The organism is Streptomyces muensis (assembly GCF_021474425.1).
Taxonomy (GTDB): Bacteria; Actinomycetota; Actinomycetes; order Streptomycetales; family Streptomycetaceae; genus Streptomyces; species Streptomyces muensis.
The window spans coordinates 18,317-34,329 of the sequence record NZ_JAKEIP010000027.1 but is presented as its reverse complement, the minus strand read 5'-3'; the positions used below and the strand labels follow the sequence as shown (position 1 = coordinate 34,329).

The 16,013-nt window shown below is 70.6% G+C and carries 15 protein-coding genes; all 15 read left to right on the top strand.

All coding sequences use genetic code 11. The features are described 5' to 3' along the window. Positions 1-183 precede the first annotated feature (183 nt). Entirely contained in the window at positions 184-1,992 is a 1,809-nt protein-coding gene (locus L0P92_RS10445; protein ID WP_234762252.1) for a DUF5941 domain-containing protein, read from the top strand. Next, on the top strand, positions 1,989-2,741 hold the full coding sequence (locus L0P92_RS10440; RefSeq protein WP_234762251.1) for a phosphocholine cytidylyltransferase family protein: 753 nt from the start codon (positions 1,989-1,991) through the stop codon (positions 2,739-2,741). The genes L0P92_RS10445 and L0P92_RS10440 overlap by 4 nt, the downstream gene beginning before the upstream one ends. Next, a complete protein-coding gene (locus L0P92_RS10435) occupies positions 2,729-3,790 on the top strand; it encodes an iron-containing alcohol dehydrogenase family protein (RefSeq protein ID WP_234762250.1) in 1,062 nt (353 codons plus the stop codon). Before L0P92_RS10440 ends, L0P92_RS10435 begins: the two co-directional genes overlap by 13 nt. Beyond that, the gene (locus L0P92_RS10430) at positions 3,768-4,547 is read left to right on the top strand and encodes a CDP-alcohol phosphatidyltransferase family protein (RefSeq protein ID WP_234762249.1); all 780 of its coding nucleotides are present in this window, start codon (positions 3,768-3,770) and stop codon (positions 4,545-4,547) included. Before L0P92_RS10435 ends, L0P92_RS10430 begins: the two co-directional genes overlap by 23 nt. 5 nt (positions 4,548-4,552) lie before the next feature. After that, the gene (locus tag L0P92_RS10425; protein ID WP_234762275.1) at positions 4,553-5,425 is read left to right on the top strand and encodes a glycosyltransferase family 2 protein; all 873 of its coding nucleotides are present in this window, start codon (positions 4,553-4,555) and stop codon (positions 5,423-5,425) included. A gap of 96 nt (positions 5,426-5,521) precedes the next feature. Then, a complete protein-coding gene (locus L0P92_RS10420) occupies positions 5,522-6,457 on the top strand; it encodes an ABC transporter permease (protein WP_234762248.1) in 936 nt (311 codons plus the stop codon). Further along, positions 6,450-7,232: an ABC transporter ATP-binding protein gene (locus L0P92_RS10415; protein ID WP_234762247.1), complete on the top strand. Its 783-nt coding sequence runs from the start codon at positions 6,450-6,452 to the stop codon at positions 7,230-7,232. Before L0P92_RS10420 ends, L0P92_RS10415 begins: the two co-directional genes overlap by 8 nt. A gap of 387 nt (positions 7,233-7,619) precedes the next feature. After that, positions 7,620-8,519, top strand: a complete 900-nt coding sequence (hpnC, locus tag L0P92_RS10410; protein WP_234762246.1) for a squalene synthase HpnC — start codon at positions 7,620-7,622, stop codon at positions 8,517-8,519. After that, a complete protein-coding gene (gene hpnD, locus L0P92_RS10405; RefSeq protein WP_234762245.1) occupies positions 8,516-9,478 on the top strand; it encodes a presqualene diphosphate synthase HpnD in 963 nt (320 codons plus the stop codon). Before hpnC ends, hpnD begins: the two co-directional genes overlap by 4 nt. Next, the gene (locus L0P92_RS10400) at positions 9,478-9,621 is read left to right on the top strand and encodes a DUF6380 family protein (RefSeq protein WP_234762244.1); all 144 of its coding nucleotides are present in this window, start codon (positions 9,478-9,480) and stop codon (positions 9,619-9,621) included. The genes hpnD and L0P92_RS10400 overlap by 1 nt, the downstream gene beginning before the upstream one ends. Beyond that, the gene (hpnE, locus tag L0P92_RS10395; RefSeq protein WP_234762243.1) at positions 9,618-11,048 is read left to right on the top strand and encodes a hydroxysqualene dehydroxylase HpnE; all 1,431 of its coding nucleotides are present in this window, start codon (positions 9,618-9,620) and stop codon (positions 11,046-11,048) included. Before L0P92_RS10400 ends, hpnE begins: the two co-directional genes overlap by 4 nt. Then, positions 11,048-12,184: a polyprenyl synthetase family protein gene (locus L0P92_RS10390; RefSeq protein WP_234762242.1), complete on the top strand. Its 1,137-nt coding sequence runs from the start codon at positions 11,048-11,050 to the stop codon at positions 12,182-12,184. The genes hpnE and L0P92_RS10390 overlap by 1 nt, the downstream gene beginning before the upstream one ends. A gap of 143 nt (positions 12,185-12,327) precedes the next feature. Continuing rightward, a complete protein-coding gene (gene shc, locus L0P92_RS10385; protein WP_234762241.1) occupies positions 12,328-14,343 on the top strand; it encodes a squalene--hopene cyclase in 2,016 nt (671 codons plus the stop codon). After that, positions 14,343-14,984, top strand: coding sequence for a 5'-methylthioadenosine/S-adenosylhomocysteine nucleosidase family protein (locus L0P92_RS10380; RefSeq protein WP_234762240.1), 642 nt, complete (start codon positions 14,343-14,345; stop codon positions 14,982-14,984). The genes shc and L0P92_RS10380 overlap by 1 nt, the downstream gene beginning before the upstream one ends. A 5-nt stretch (positions 14,985-14,989) precedes the next feature. Continuing rightward, the gene (hpnH, locus tag L0P92_RS10375) at positions 14,990-16,012 is read left to right on the top strand and encodes an adenosyl-hopene transferase HpnH (protein ID WP_234762239.1); all 1,023 of its coding nucleotides are present in this window, start codon (positions 14,990-14,992) and stop codon (positions 16,010-16,012) included. Position 16,013 lies beyond the last annotated feature (1 nt).

The following is a 16,013-nucleotide window of genomic DNA, read 5'->3' as shown; positions in this document are numbered from 1 at the left end:
GATGATGATCGCGGCAAAGCTCTGGGCAAACCACGTTGATCGTTCCGCCGAACGGCCGGTGAACGTCGGCTTCCCGTCATCCGATAGCCTCTGCCGACACGCCGCCCGGACGCCATGGCAAGGGGCGCCGCCACCATGAACATGACCGGCGCGGACACGCCGGCACCCAGGGAGTGAGTTCGGTTGTCGACCGCCATCCTCACCGGTCAGCCGGTCCCCGGATCGGGGATCGAGGGCGATCTGCGGTCCCTCGGCTACGACGTGCGGGTCGCCTCCGACGCCGCCGACGCCGAGACCCTCCTCGCCCAGGTACCCGGCGACCAGCGGGTCGCCGTCGTCGACGCCCGCTTCGTCGGCCACACCCACGCGCTGCGCCTCGGCCTGACCGATCCCCGCTTCCCGCTCGCCGCGATCCCCGGCGCCGTGACGGCCCAGCCGGCCGGACGCCAGGCCCTGACCCGTGCGATGGCCCGCGAGAACTCAGCGGGCGGCGGCACGGCCGTCGCCGTCGACAGCCTCGCCGACCGCATCGTCACCGCCCTCGACGACGAGGGCACCGACGTCCACCGCCCCGAGCTCGGCAGCCTGGTCGCCGCCGTACCGGCCGACCCGCAGGCCCGCAACGAGGCACGGCAGGCCGTCTCGGCCGTCGACGACGAGGCCGTACGCCTGAAGTCGGCCGTGAAGTCCCGCGACGGCTTCTTCACGACCTACTGCGTCAGCCCGTACTCCCGCTACATCGCCCGCTGGTGCGCCCGCCGGGGCCTGACCCCCAACCAGGTCACCACCGCCTCCCTGATCACCGCGCTCATCGCGGCGGGCTGCGCGGCCACCGGCACCCGGGGCGGCTTCGTCGCGGCCGGCCTGCTGCTGATCTTCTCGTTCGTCCTGGACTGCACCGACGGCCAGCTCGCCCGCTACTCGCTGCAGTACTCCACGCTCGGCGCCTGGCTCGACGCCACCTTCGACCGGGCCAAGGAGTACGCCTACTACGCCGGCCTCGCGCTGGGAGCGGCCCGTGGCGGCGACGACGTATGGGCGCTGGCCCTGGGCGCCATGGTCCTGCAGACCTGCCGTCATGTCGTGGACTTCTCCTTCAACGAGGCCAACCACGACGCCACCGCCAACACCAGCCCCACCGCCGCCCTCTCCGACAAGCTCGACAGCGTCGGCTGGACGGTGTGGGTGCGCCGGATGATCGTCCTGCCGATCGGCGAACGCTGGGCGATGATCGCGGTGCTCACGGCGGTCGCCACTCCTCGGATCACCTTCTACGCGCTGCTCATCGGCTGCGCCTTCGCCGCCACGTACACCACGGCGGGCCGCGTACTGCGCTCGCTGACCCGCAAGGCCAGCCGGACCGACCGGGCGGCGAAGGCACTGGCCGACCTGGCCGACAGCGGACCGGTCGCCGAGGCGCTGGCGCGAGCGCTGCGCAAGCTGCCCGCCAAGCTGCCGTTCGGCGCCCGCGTCCTCGTCGCCCTGCCCGGCGCGGCCCTGCTGGTCCTCGCGGCGGCGCTGGAGCCGTACGGCAGCGCGCTGCCGGTCGCGGCAGCCGTCCTGTACGCGCTCACCTCGGCCGCCGCCGTCGCCCTGCCCCTCAAGGGCGCCCTCGACTGGCTGGTCCCCCCGGTCTTCCGCGCCGCCGAGTACGGCACCGTCCTGATCCTCGCCGCCAAATCCGAGGTGAACGGAGCCCTTCCTGCGGCTTTCGGGCTGGTGGCGGCCGTCGCCTACCATCACTACGACACGGTGTACCGCATCCGCGGCAACGCCGGAGCGCCTCCGGCCTGGCTGGTGCGCGCCATCGGGGGGCACGAAGGACGGACGCTGCTCGTCACCGTCCTCGCCGCGGTGCTCTCCGCCTCGCAGTTCACGGTCGCGCTCACGGTGATCGCCGTGGCCGTGGCCCTGGTGGTGCTCGTCGAGAGCATCCGCTTCTGGGTGTCCTCCGGGGCGCCCGCCGTACACGATGAAGGAGAACCCGCATGATCGGCCTCGTGCTGGCGGCCGGCGCCGGACGGCGTCTGCGCCCCTACACCGACAGCCTTCCCAAGGCTCTGGTGCCGGTGGGGCCCGCGGGCATAGAGGGCGAACCCACGGTTCTCGATCTGACCCTCGGCAACTTCGCCGAGATCGGTCTGACCGAGGTCGCGATCATCGTCGGCTACCGCAAGGAGGCCGTGTACGCGCGCAAGGAGGCGCTGGAGGCGAAGTACGGCCTCAAGCTCACCCTCATCGACAACGACAAGGCCGAGGAGTGGAACAACGCCTACTCCCTGTGGTGCGGCCGTGACGCCCTCAAGGACGGCGTGATCCTCGCCAACGGCGATACCGTCCACCCGGTCTCCGTCGAGAAGACGCTGCTCGCCGCCCGCGGCGACGGCAAGAAGATCATCCTCGCCCTGGACACGGTCAAGAGCCTGGCCGACGAGGAGATGAAGGTCGTCGTCGACGCCGAGAAGGGCATGACGAAGATCACCAAGCTGATGGACCCCGCCGAGGCCACCGGCGAGTACATCGGCGTCACCCTCATCGAGGGCGACGCCGCCCCCGAGCTGGCCGACGCCCTCAAGGCCGTGTGGGAGACCGACCCGCAGCAGTTCTACGAGCACGGCTACCAGGAGCTCGTGAACCGCGGCTTCCGCATCGACGTGGCGCCGATCGGCGACGTCAAGTGGGTGGAGATCGACAACCACGACGATCTCGCCCGCGGACGGGAGATCGCGTGCCAGTACTGACCCGGCTGATCCCCTCGCCCGTCGTCGTCGACATCCGCCCGGGTGCCCTCGACGACCTGGGCGGTGTGCTCGCCGACGAGCGCATCTCGCACTCCGGCAAGCTGGCCGTCGCGGTCAGCAACGGATCCGGTGCCCGGCTCAAGGAGCGGCTCGCTCCCGCGCTACCCGGCGCCAGCTGGTACGAGGTCGGCGGCGGCACCCTCGACGACGCGGTGCGGCTGGCCAGTGACATAAAGGCCGGCCACTACGACGCGGTCGTCGGGCTCGGCGGCGGCAAGATCATCGACTGCGCCAAGTTCGCCGCGGCCCGCGTCGGCCTGCCCCTGGTCGCCGTACCGACGAACCTCGCGCACGACGGCCTGTGCTCGCCGGTCGCCACCCTCGACAACGACGCCGGCCGCGGCTCCTACGGTGTGCCGAACCCGATCGCCGTCGTCATCGACCTCGACGTGATCCACGAGGCCCCGGCCCGCTTCGTACGCGCCGGCATCGGCGACGCGATCTCCAACATCTCCGCCATCGCCGACTGGGAGCTCGCCCACCGCGTCAAGGGCGAGAAGATCGACGGCCTCGCCGCCGCCATCGCCCGCCAGGCCGGCGAGGCGGTGCTGCGGCACCCCGGCGGCATAGGGGACACCGAGTTCCTCCAGGTACTCGCCGAGGCGCTGGTGCTCAGCGGTATCGCCATGTCGGTGTCGGGTGACTCCCGCCCGTCCTCCGGCGCGTGCCACGAGATCAACCACGCCTTCGACCTGCTGTTCCCCAAGCGCGCCGCCGCCCACGGCGAGCAGTGCGGACTGGGCGCGGCCTTCGCGATGTACCTGCGCGGAGCCCACGAGGAGTCGGCCTACATGGCCGAGGTGCTGCGTCGGCACGGGCTGCCGGTACTGCCGCGGGAGATCGGCTTCACGGACGACGAGTTCGTCCGCGCGGTGGAGTTCGCGCCGCAGACCCGGCCCGGCCGCTACACGATCCTCGAACACCTCGACCTGACAACCGACCAGATCAAGGACATCTACGCCGACTATGTCAAGGCCATCGGTAGCTGAACTCCGCCCCGTCGTTCACCCCGCGGGGGTGAAGGACCGGCGCAGCGGTGAGCACTGGATGGGACGCCTCTACATGCGTGAGGTGTCCCTGCGGGTCGACCGCTACCTGGTGAACACCAGGGTCACGCCCAACCAGCTCACGTACCTGATGACCGTATTCGGTGTGCTCGCGGCCCCGGCACTTCTGGTGCCGGGGATCCCGGGCGCCGTCCTGGGCGTGGTGTGCGTCCAGATGTATCTGCTCCTCGACTGCGTCGACGGCGAGATCGCGCGCTGGAAGAAGCAGTACTCCCTCAACGGCGTCTACCTCGACCGCGTCGGCGCCTACCTCACCGACGCCGCCGTGCTCGTCGGCTTCGGGCTGCGCGCCGCCGACCTGTGGGGCAGCGGCCGTATCGACTGGCTGTGGGCCTTCCTCGGCACGCTGGCCGCGCTCGGCGCCATCCTGATCAAGGCCGAGACCGACCTCGTCGGCGTCGCCCGCCACCAGGCCGGCAAGCCGCCGGTGCAGGAGTCCGCGTCCGAGATGCGCTCCTCCGGCATGGCCATGGCCCGCCGGGCCGCCGCCCTGCTCAAGTTCCACCGCCTCATCCTCGGCATCGAGGCGTCCCTGCTGATCCTGGTCCTGGCCATCGCCGACCAGGTCCGCGGCGACCTGTTCTTCACCCGGCTCGGCGTCGCCGTGCTCGCCGGCATCGCGCTGCTCCAGACCCTGCTGCACCTCGTGTCCATCCTCGCCTCCAGCAGGCTGAAGTGAACGGCATGAAGGTCGGCGCGGTGATCATCACCATGGGCAACCGCCCCGACGAGCTACGCGCCCTGCTCGACTCGGTCGCCAAGCAGGACGGCGACAGGGTCGAGGTGGTCGTCGTCGGCAACGGCTCGCCCGTCCCGGACGTCCCCGAAGGCGTCCGCACGATCGAGCTGCCCGAGAACCTGGGCATCCCCGGCGGCCGCAACGTCGGCATCGAGGCCTTCGGTCCCAGCGGTCGCGACGTCGACATCCTGCTCTTCCTCGACGACGACGGTCTCCTCGCCCACCACGACACCGCCGAGCTGTGCCGCACCGCCTTCGAGGCCGACCCGAAGCTCGGCATCGTCAGCTTCCGCATCGCCGACCCGGACACCGGAGTCACCCAAAGGCGCCACGTCCCCCGGCTGCGCGCCTCCGACCCGATGCGCTCCTCGCGGGTCACCACGTTCCTGGGCGGCGCCAACGCCGTCCGTACCCAGGTCTTCGCCGAAGTCGGCGGGCTCCCGGACGAATTCTTCTACGCCCACGAGGAAACCGACCTGGCATGGCGGGCCCTCGACGCGGGCTGGATGATCGACTACCGGTCCGACATGGTGCTGTACCACCCGACGACCGCGCCCTCACGGCACGCGGTCTACCACCGTATGGTCGCCCGCAACCGGGTCTGGCTGGCCCGCCGAAACCTTCCGGCCCTCCTCGTCCCGGTCTATCTGGGCGTGTGGATGCTGCTCACCCTCGTCCGCCGCCCGTCCCGCCCCGCCCTCAAGGCATGGTTCGGCGGATTCCGGGAAGGGTGGACCACCTCGTGCGGTCCCCGCCGGCCCATGAAGTGGCGTACGGTGTGGCGGCTGACTCGACTGGGCCGACCTCCCGTCATCTGACAAGCTCGGCCCTGAGAGCCCCCGGGCCGTACCCCGGCCCCAGGTTCATGCCAGGCCCGCACAGGCTGTGCATCTCGAAGACGAAAGTTTCCACTGGTGAGTGAGACAACGCACGACGGCGGAGTCGCGGTGAGCGCGCCTCCGTCGCCCGACGAGGGACTCACGGCGGCCCAGCTGGCCGCCAAGCACGGGCTGACCGTGAGCGGCGCCCGCCCCTCGCTGCCGGAGTACGTCCGCCAGCTCTGGGACCGGCGGCACTTCATCCTCGCGTTCTCGCGGGCGAAGCTGACCGCCCAGTACAGCCAGGCGAAGCTCGGCCAGCTCTGGCAGGTGGCCACCCCGCTGCTGAACGCGGCCGTGTACTTCTTCATCTTCGGCATGCTGCTGGGCGCCCGGGAGGGCATCCCCACCGACATCTACGTGCCGTTCCTGGTGACCGGCGTGTTCGTCTTCACCTTCACCCAGAGCTCGGTGCTCGCGGGCGTGCGCGCCATCTCCGGCAACCTCGGTCTGGTGCGCGCGCTGCACTTCCCGCGGGCCTCGCTGCCGCTGTCGTTCGCGCTCCAGCAGCTCCAGCAGCTGCTCTACTCCATGATCGTGCTCGTCGTGATCATGATGGCCTTCGGCAGCTTCCCCGCCCTGTCCTGGCTGCTGGTCCTGCCCGCGCTGACGCTGCAGTTCGTCTTCAACTCGGGCCTCGCGCTGATCTTCGCCCGCATGGGCAGCAAGACGCCCGACCTGGCCCAGCTGATGCCGTTCCTCCTGCGTACCTGGATGTACGCCTCCGGCGTGATGTTCAGCATCCCGGCGATGCTCGCGGACAAGAACTGGCCGGGCTGGATCACCGACGTCCTGCAGTGGAACCCGGCCGCGATCTACATGGACCTGGTCCGTTTCGCGATGATCGACGGGTACGACTCCTCGTTCCTGCCCGCGCATGTGTGGGCCTTCGCGCTGGGCTGGGCGGTGCTGGCGGGCGGAGTCGGCTTCGTCTACTTCTGGAAGGCGGAAGAGAGGTACGGCCGTGGCTGAGCCCGGGAAGGACGCGGAGCGCATCCCCACCGTCATCGCGGACGACCTGCACATCGTCTACCGCGTCAACGGCGCCAAGAGCGGAAAGGGCAGCGCCACCGCGGCCCTGAGCCGCATCCTCAAGCGCGGCGAGGAGCGGGGCGTGCGCAAGGTGCACGCCGTGCGGGGCGTCTCCTTCGTCGCCTACCGGGGCGAGGCCATCGGCCTGATCGGCTCCAACGGCTCCGGCAAGTCCACCCTGCTGCGCGCCATCGCCGGCCTGCTCCCGGCCGAGAAGGGCAAGGTCTACACCGACGGCCAGCCCTCCCTGCTCGGTGTGAACGCGGCGCTGATGAACGACCTCACGGGAGAGCGCAACGTCATATTGGGCGGCCTCGCCATGGGGATGTCCCGTGAGCAGATCAAGGAGCGCTACCAGGAGATCGTCGACTTCTCCGGCATCAACGAGAAGGGCGACTTCATCACGCTCCCCATGCGTACGTACTCGTCCGGCATGGCGGCCCGGCTGCGCTTCTCCATCGCCGCGGCCAAGGACCACGACGTCCTCATGATCGACGAGGCGCTGGCCACCGGCGACCGCAAGTTCCAGAAGCGCTCCGAGGACCGCATCCGTGAGCTGCGCAAGGAAGCCGGCACGGTGTTCCTCGTCAGCCACAACAACAAGTCGATCCGCGACACCTGCAACCGCGTCCTGTGGCTGGAACGCGGCGAGCTGCGCATGGACGGCCCGACGGACGAGGTCCTCAAGGAGTACGAGAAGTTCACGGGCAAGTAGTCCACCCGGTTGTGGGCCGTGCGGCCCAGGACGCTTCGCAGGGCCCTGCCGGAACTGCTCCGGCGGGGCCCCGCGTCTGCAAAGGAAACGTCAACTCCGGCTGGCTTCGGGAAGCTTGACGCCAATCGGTGTGTTGTTGTGATGTGCAGGACACCCCCACGGGCCCGCCCCCGTTGTACAACGTAAGCTGTACCGGTACCGAAACGCGGCAAGTGGGGCGATAACGAACGACACCCCCACGCAGGGCCGCGGCGCGGACGGCCGGGCGGCGTGTCCGAAATAGTGTGCATTGGGTCTGCGGTGTAGAACGGGAGATGTGACGGCAATGGCTACGGAAACTCCCCAGCTCCACGCAGCATGTGCCGTCCCCGCGCCGGGCAGTCCCCGGTGACGGGAACCGGCGCGCGCACAGCTGATCCGGAGCGTGGCACGCTCGACAAGGCCGCCGCGGAGAACTTCCCCGTGGCGCCTTTCTTCCTGCCCAGGGCCTGGCGCGCCGACCTCATGGCCGTATACGGCTTCGCCCGCCTCGTCGACGACATCGGTGACGGCGATCTCGCCCCCGGCGGCGCCGACGCCCGGCTGCTCGGCGTGTCGCCCGCGGAGGCCGACGACCGCCTCGTCCTTCTCGACGCCTTCGAGGCCGATCTGCGCCGTGTCTTCGACGGCACCCCGCGCCACCCGCTGCTGCGCCGCCTCCAGCCGACCGCGCGCCGCCGCTCGCTGACCCCCGAGCCCTTCCTCGGCCTGATCGCCGCCAACCGCCAGGACCAGCTCGTCGCACGCTACGAGACCTACGACGATCTCCTTGCCTACTGCGAACTGTCCGCCAACCCCGTCGGCCGTCTCGTCCTCGCCGTCACCGGCACCGCGACGCCCGAGCGGATCCGTCGCTCCGACGCGGTCTGCACGGCGCTCCAGATCGTCGAGCACCTCCAGGACGTCGCCGAGGACCTCGGGCGTGACCGGATCTATCTGCCCGCGGCGGACATGAAGCGTTTCCACGTGCAGGAAACCGACCTCGCGGTAAAAACAGCAGGCGCATCGGTGCGCGCACTGGTTGCATATGAAGCCGAACGCGCTCAAACCCTCCTGAATGAAGGCACCCCCCTGGTGGGTAGCGTCCACGGCAGGCTGAAGCTGCTGCTCGCGGGATTCGTGGCGGGGGGAAGGGCGGCGATCCGTGCGATCTCCGCCGCCGAATACGACGTACTTCCCGGCCCGCCCAAGGCCAGCAGGCTGAAGCTGCTGCGCGAGGTGGGCGTGACTCTGCGAGGAGAGGGGTGATCCGGACCGTGGAGTCTGCACCACACGCGTCCGCACCGGTACTCGCCGCCTACAGCTACTGCGAGGCCGTCACAGGGCAGCAGGCCCGTAACTTCGCCTACGGCATCAGGCTGCTGCCCACGCCCAAGCGCCGCGCGATGTCGGCGCTGTACGCGTTCTCGCGCCGCGTCGACGACATCGGCGACGGCGCCCTGACCGACGACGTCAAGATCGCCAGACTCGAGGACACCCGGGAGCTGCTGACCCGGATCCGCGACGGCAAGGTCGACGAGGACGACATCGACCCCGTGGCCGTCGCCCTCACCCACGCCGCCGACACCTTCCCGATCCCGCTCGGCGGCCTCGACGAGCTCATCGACGGCGTCCTGATGGACGTACGCGGCGAGACCTACGAGACCTGGGACGACCTGAAGGTCTACTGCCGCTGTGTGGCGGGTGCCATCGGGCGGCTCTCGCTCGGCGTGTTCGGCACCGAACCCGGCGCGCGCGGGGCCGAGCGCGCATCCGAGTACGCCGACACGCTCGGGCTGGCCCTCCAGCTCACCAACATCCTGCGGGACGTCCGTGAGGACGCCGAGGGCGGGCGCACCTATCTGCCCTCCGACGACCTCGCCAAGTTCGGCTGCTCGACCGGCTTCAGCGGGCCGACCCCACCGGAGGGCTCCGACTTCGCGGGCCTCGTGCACTTCGAAGTGCGTCGGGCCCGCGCCCTTTTCGCCGAGGGCTACCGGCTGCTCCCCATGCTGGACCGGCGCAGCGGCGCCTGTGTCGCCGCCATGGCCGGTATCTATCTCCGCCTCCTCGACCGTATCGAGCGCGACCCTCAGGCCGTGCTGCGCGGCCGGGTCTCGCTGCCCGGGCGGGAGAAGGCGTACGTCGCCGTGCGCGGCCTGTCCGGTCTGGACGCCCGCCATGTGACCCGGCGGACCGTCAGTCGTACCGTCAGGAGGCGCGCCTGATGGACATTCCGGCCCAAGGTGATGCCATCGGCGAAAAGCGGCGGGCAACCCTCCGCCGCCGGGTCGCGTCCCTGACTGAGACGATCGGCCGTGCACCGTTCAACGACCGGCACGGCGGTCGCGCAGGGGAGGGTGCACGATGACCGACGGCACGCGGCCGGCAGGGTCGCTCGCGGACATCCCGGGAGACGGATCCGGGAAGGACGCCGTCGTGGTCGGCGGCGGGCTCGCCGGCATCACCGCCGCGCTCGCGCTCGCCGACGCCGGAGTGCGCGTCACCCTGGTCGAGGGCCGGCCGAGACTGGGCGGCCTGGCCTTCTCCTTCCAGCGCGGCGACCTGACCGTCGACAACGGACAGCACGTCTATCTGCGCTGCTGCACCGCCTACCGCTGGTTCCTCGACCGCATCGACGGAACGGCGCTGGCGCCGCTTCAGGACCGCCTCGACGTACCCGTGGTCGACCTGGCGCGGCCCGAGGGCCGTCGGCTCGGCAGGCTGCGGCGCGACGCGCTGCCCGTACCCCTGCACCTGGGCCGGAGCCTGGCGACGTATCCGCATCTGTCGCTCGCCGATCGCGCCAAGGTCGGGCGTGCCGCGCTCGCGCTCAAGGGGCTCGACCTCGCCGATCCGGCCCTGGACACCCAGGACTTCGGCAGCTGGCTGGCCGCGCACGGTCAGTCGGCGCGTGCCGTCGAGGCCCTGTGGGACCTGGTCGGGGTCGCCACTCTCAACGCGGTCGCGGGTGACGCCTCGCTGGGGCTCGCCGCGATGGTGTTCAAGACCGGTCTGCTGTCCGACCCGGGCGCGGCCGACATCGGCTGGGCGCATGTCCCGCTGGGCGAACTGCACGACCGGCTGGCCCGCAAGGCGCTCGACTCCGCGGGCGTGCGTACCGAGGTCCGTGCACGCGTCACCTCCATCTCCCCTGACGAGAACGGACGTTGGAGCGTCCAGGTTCCCGGCGAGACGCTGCGGGCGGACGCGGTCGTGCTCGCCGTCGCCCAGCGCGAGGCCCACGACCTGCTGCCCGAGGGCGCCCTCGACGCCCCCGAACGGCTGCTGGAGATCGGCACCGCGCCGATCCTCAACGTCCATGTCGTCTACGACCGCAAGGTGCTCGCCAGCCCGTTCTTCGCGGCGCTCGGCACTCCGGTGCAGTGGGTGTTCGACCGGACCGACGCCTCCGGGCTCAGGGAAGGGCAGTACCTCGCGCTGTCCCAGTCGGCCGCGCAGGACGAGATCGACGAGCCGGTCGCCGCACTGCGCGAACGGTATCTGCCGGAGCTGGAGCGGCTGTTGCCCGGGGCGCGCGGTGCTCGGGTGAAGGACTTCTTCGTGACCCGGGAGCGCACGGCGACGTTCGCTCCCACCCCCGGCGTCGGGCGGCTGCGGCCCGGCGCCCGTACCAAGGCACCCGGCCTCTGTCTGGCCGGAGCGTGGACCGCCACTGGGTGGCCCGCGACCATGGAGAGTGCGGTCCGCAGTGGTGTGAGTGCGGCCGAAGCCGCGCTGAGCGCCCTGGGCCGGCCCCGCCCCCGTCACCTCTTCGATGTCGAGGAGGCGGCGTGATGCTGAACCAGCGCCCGGCGGCAGGCCCCCGCACCCCCGGTACCGCAACAAGAGGAGAGACTGTGCCCACTGTGCCCCCGGCCGAGAAGGCCGCTCGAGAGACCGCGGTGGACGTGGCCGCGCTCCTGGAGCGCGGTAGGACCCTGGCCACCCCGGTACTGCGGGCCGCGATCGATCGCCTGGCCCCTCCCATGGACACCGTTTCCGCCTACCACTTCGGCTGGATCGACGCCGACGGCAAGCCCACGGCCGGCGACGGCGGCAAGGCCGTCCGCCCCGCCCTCGCGATCCTCTCCGCCGAGGTCACCGGCGCCGCGCCCGAGGTCGGCATCCCCGGCGCCGTCGCCGTCGAACTGGTCCACAACTTCTCCCTGCTGCACGACGACCTGATGGACGGCGACGAACAGCGCCGCCACCGCGACACGGTGTGGAAGGTGCACGGCCCCGCCCAGGCCATCCTGGTCGGCGACGCCCTGTTCGCCCTCGCCAACGAGGTGCTGCTGGAGCTCGGCACCGTCGAGGCCGGCCGTGCCACCCGCCGGCTGACCACCGCCACCCGCGCCCTGATCGACGGTCAGGCGCAGGACATCTCCTACGAGCACCGCGACCGCGTCAGCGTCGAGGAGTGCCTGGAGATGGAGGGCAACAAGACCGGCGCGCTGCTCGCCTGCGCCTCCTCCATCGGTGCGGTGCTCGGCGGCGCCGACGACCGCACCGCCGACACCCTGGAGAAGTACGGCTACCACCTGGGCCTCGCCTTCCAGGCCGTCGACGACCTGCTCGGCATCTGGGGCGACCCGGTCGCCACCGGCAAGCAGACCTGGAGCGACCTGCGCCAGCGCAAGAAGTCCCTGCCGGTCGTGGCCGCGCTCGCGGCGGGCGGCTCCGCCTCCGAGCGGCTCGGCGAGATGCTCGCCGCCGACGCCAAGAGCAGCGACTTCGAGAACTTCTCCGAGGAGGAGTTCGCGGCCCGCGCCGCCCTCATCGAGGAGGCGGGCGGCCGTGAGTGGACCGCCGACGAGGCACGCCGTCAGCACGCCGTCGCCGTGGAGGCGCTGGACGCCGTAGATATGCCCGACCGGGTGCGGGCGCGGTTCACGGCGCTGGCCGACTTCGTCGTCGTACGGAAGAGATGAGCACCAACGGGCGAAAAGAGATGATCAGTATCGGTCGAATAGCCCTCGCGTAGTCGCCGGCCGGTGCGGCGAGCACCAGCGCACCGGCCGACGGCGGACCCACAGCAGACGCAACACCTGTAGCACTGCACGAAGGGGAAGCCATGACAGCGACGACCGACGGAAGCACCGGGGCTCTCCCGCCCCGGGCAGCCGCGGCCAGCGACACCGACAGCGAGACCCCCGTGGCGGCCGGGGTGCACGAGGCCGCCCAGCGCGCGGTCCGGCGCGCCACCGACTTCCTGCTGAGCAGGCAGGACGCCCAGGGCTGGTGGAAGGGCGACCTCGAGACCAACGTCACCATGGACGCCGAGGACCTGCTGCTCCGTCAGTTCCTGGGCATCCGCGACGAGAAGACCACCCGGGCCGCCGCGCTCTTCATCCGCGGCGAGCAGCGCCAGGACGGCTCGTGGGCCACCTTCTACGGCGGGCCGGGCGAGCTCTCCGCCACCATCGAGGCGTACGTCGCCCTCCGGCTGGCCGGCGACGCGCCGGACGCACCGCACATGGCGCGGGCGTCGGCCTGGATCCGTGAGCGCGGCGGCATCGCCGCCTCCCGGGTCTTCACCCGGATCTGGCTGGCCCTGTTCGGCTGGTGGAAGTGGGAGGACCTGCCCGAACTCCCGCCGGAGCTCATCTACTTCCCCAAGTGGGTGCCGCTCAACATCTACGACTTCGGCTGCTGGGCCCGGCAGACCATCGTCCCGCTGACGATCGTCTCCGCGAAGCGCCCGGTACGGCCCGCGCCGTTCCCGCTCGACGAACTGCACACCGACCCGGCCGACCCCAACCCGCCGAGGCCCCTCGCCCCGGCGGCCACTTGGGACGGCGCCTTCCAGCGGCTCGACAAGGCGCTCCACCAGCTGCGCAAGGTCGCTCCGCGCAGACTGCGCAGAGCCGCCATGAACAGCGCCGCCCGCTGGATCATCGAGCGGCAGGAGAACGACGGCTGCTGGGGCGGCATCCAGCCTCCGGCCGTGTACTCGATCATCGCGCTGCATCTGCTGGGCTACGACCTCGAACACCCCGTCATGCGTGAGGGGTTGGCATCCCTGGACCGCTTCGCGGTGTGGCGGGAGGACGGGGCCAGGATGATCGAGGCCTGTCAGTCGCCGGTCTGGGACACCTGCCTCGCGACCATCGCGCTCGTGGACGCCGGAGTACCGGCCGACCATCCGCAGCTCGTCAAGGCGGCCGACTGGATGCTGGGCGAGGAGATCGTCCGGCCCGGCGACTGGGCGGTCAAGCGGCCCCAACTGCCGCCCGGTGGCTGGGCGTTCGAGTTCCACAACGACAACTACCCCGACATCGACGACACCGCCGAGGTCGTCCTGGCACTGCGCCGCGTCAAGCACCACGACCCGGAGCGCGTCGAGAAGGCCATCGGGCGGGGGGTCCGCTGGAACCTCGGGATGCAGTCGAGGAACGGAGCCTGGGGCGCCTTCGACGTCGACAACACCAGCCCGTTCCCCAACCGGCTGCCGTTCTGCGACTTCGGCGAGGTCATCGACCCGCCGTCGGCGGACGTCACCGCACACGTCGTAGAGATGCTCGCGGTCGAGGGCCTCGCCCACGACCCGCGCACCCGGCGCGGCATCCAGTGGCTGCTCGCCGAGCAGGAGCCGGACGGCTCGTGGTTCGGGCGCTGGGGCGTCAACTACGTCTACGGCACCGGATCCGTCGTACCCGCCCTGGTGGCCGCCGGCATCCCGGGCTCGCACCCGGCGATCCGCCGCGCCGTCACCTGGCTGGAGTCCGTCCAGAACGACGACGGCGGCTGGGGCGAGGACCTGCGCTCCTACAAGTACGTCAAGGAGTGGAGCGGCAAGGGCGCCTCGACCGCCTCGCAGACCGCGTGGGCGCTGATGGCGCTGCTGGCCGCGGGGGAGCAGGACTCCAAGGCCGTCGAGCGCGGCGTCGAGTGGCTGGCGGCCACCCAGCGGGAGGACGGCTCCTGGGACGAGCCGTACTTCACCGGCACCGGGTTCCCCTGGGACTTCTCCATCAACTACCACCTCTACCGTCAGGTCTTCCCGCTCACGGCACTCGGCCGGTACGTCCACGGAGAGCCCTTCGCCGACAAGGCCGGGGCGGCTCTCGCCGAGGCCAAGGGGAGCTGATGAGCCCACAGCCCGCCCCGGCCCCGCTGCTGATCGCCTGCGCGCTCGGCATCGAGCAGCTCGCCCTGCGCGCCGGGGACCGCGGCGGAGCCGACGGGCCGGTCACCGTCCTGCGGACCGGCATGGGACCCCGGGCGGCGGAACGCTCCGTCACCCGGATGCTGGCCGACCCGGCCCTCAGTGCGGCCGCCGTGCTCGCCACCGGCTTCTGCGCGGGGCTCGCCCCCGGGATGCACCCCGGTGACCTGGTGGTCGCCGAGGAGGCCCGGGATCCGGCGGGAACCGTTCCGTGCGTGGGAACCGACCTACTCGTCAAAGAACTCATGCGCGCCGTCCCCGGCCGCACCGTCCACACCGGACCGCTCACCGGCTCGGATCACATCATCCGAGGTCAGGAACGGTCCGACCTGCTCACGACTGGCGCAATCGCGGTCGACATGGAGTCGGCTGCCACGCTCCTGAGCGCCGTACGCACGGGCGAGCGCCCGGTTGCGGCCGTCCGGGTGGTCGTGGACGCTCCAGAACATGAACTCGTACGGATCGGCACGTTGCGCGGTGGAATATCGGCTTTCCGCGTCCTTCGTGCCGTTCTACCCGCATTCTACGAATGGCACCGTTCTTTGCTGCTCCCCAGGAGGTGAGCCAGATGGCCATGCCGCTGCGTCAGTCCATCAAGGTCGCTACTTACTTGGCCGAACAGAAGCTTCGCAGGCGTGACAAGTTCCCGCTGATCGTCGAGCTGGAACCGCTCTTCGCCTGCAACCTCAAGTGCGAGGGCTGCGGCAAGATCCAGCACCCGGCCGGAGTCCTGAAGCAGCGCATGCCGGTGGCCCAGGCCGTGGGGGCGGTGCTCGAATCCGGTGCGCCCATGGTGTCCATCGCCGGCGGCGAACCCCTGATGCACCCGCAGATCGATGAGATCGTGCGACAGTTGGTGGCCAAGCGGAAGTACGTCTTCCTCTGCACCAACGCCATGCTGCTGCGCAAGAAGATCGACAAGTTCAAGCCCTCGCCGTACTTCGCCTTCGCCGTGCACATCGACGGCCTGCGCGAACGCCACGACGAGTCCGTGGCCAAGGAGGGCGTGTTCGACGAGGCCGTGGAGGCCATCAAGGAGGCCAAGCGGCGCGGCTTCCGGGTCACCACCAACTCGACCTTCTTCAACACCGACACCCCGCAGACCATCGTCGAGGTGCTCAACTTCCTCAACGACGACCTCAAGGTCGACGAGATGATGATCTCGCCCGCCTACGCCTACGAGAAGGCCCCCGACCAGGAGCACTTCCTCGGCGTCGAGCAGACTCGGGAGCTGTTCAAGAAGGCCTTCGCGGGCGGCAACCGCGGCAAGTGGCGGCTCAACCACTCGCCGCTGTTCCTCGACTTCCTCGAGGGCAAGGTCGACTTCCCGTGCACCGCCTGGGCGATCCCCAACTACTCCCTCTTCGGCTGGCAGCGCCCCTGCTACCTGATGAGCGACGGCTACGTCCCGACGTACCGCGAACTCATCGAGGAGACCGACTGGGACAAGTACGGCCGCGGCAAGGACCCGCGCTGCGCCAACTGCATGGCGCACTGCGGCTACGAGCCGACCGCCGTCCTCGCCACCATGGGGTCGCTGAAGGAGTCCCTGCGCGCGATGCGCGAGACGGTCTCCGGAAACCGGGAGTGAC

Coding starts and splice junctions, on each gene's coding strand:
- L0P92_RS10440 (WP_234762251.1), top strand. CDS start 1,989: ATGATCGGCCTCGTGCTGGCGGCCGGCGCCGGACGGCGTCTGCGCCCC.
- L0P92_RS10430 (WP_234762249.1), top strand. CDS start 3,768: ATGTCAAGGCCATCGGTAGCTGAACTCCGCCCCGTCGTTCACCCCGCG.
- L0P92_RS10425 (WP_234762275.1), top strand. CDS start 4,553: ATGAAGGTCGGCGCGGTGATCATCACCATGGGCAACCGCCCCGACGAG.
- L0P92_RS10400 (WP_234762244.1), top strand. CDS start 9,478: ATGGACATTCCGGCCCAAGGTGATGCCATCGGCGAAAAGCGGCGGGCA.
- hpnE (WP_234762243.1), top strand. CDS start 9,618: ATGACCGACGGCACGCGGCCGGCAGGGTCGCTCGCGGACATCCCGGGA.
- L0P92_RS10390 (WP_234762242.1), top strand. CDS start 11,048: ATGCTGAACCAGCGCCCGGCGGCAGGCCCCCGCACCCCCGGTACCGCA.
- shc (WP_234762241.1), top strand. CDS start 12,328: ATGACAGCGACGACCGACGGAAGCACCGGGGCTCTCCCGCCCCGGGCA.
- L0P92_RS10380 (WP_234762240.1), top strand. CDS start 14,343: ATGAGCCCACAGCCCGCCCCGGCCCCGCTGCTGATCGCCTGCGCGCTC.
- hpnH (WP_234762239.1), top strand. CDS start 14,990: ATGGCCATGCCGCTGCGTCAGTCCATCAAGGTCGCTACTTACTTGGCC.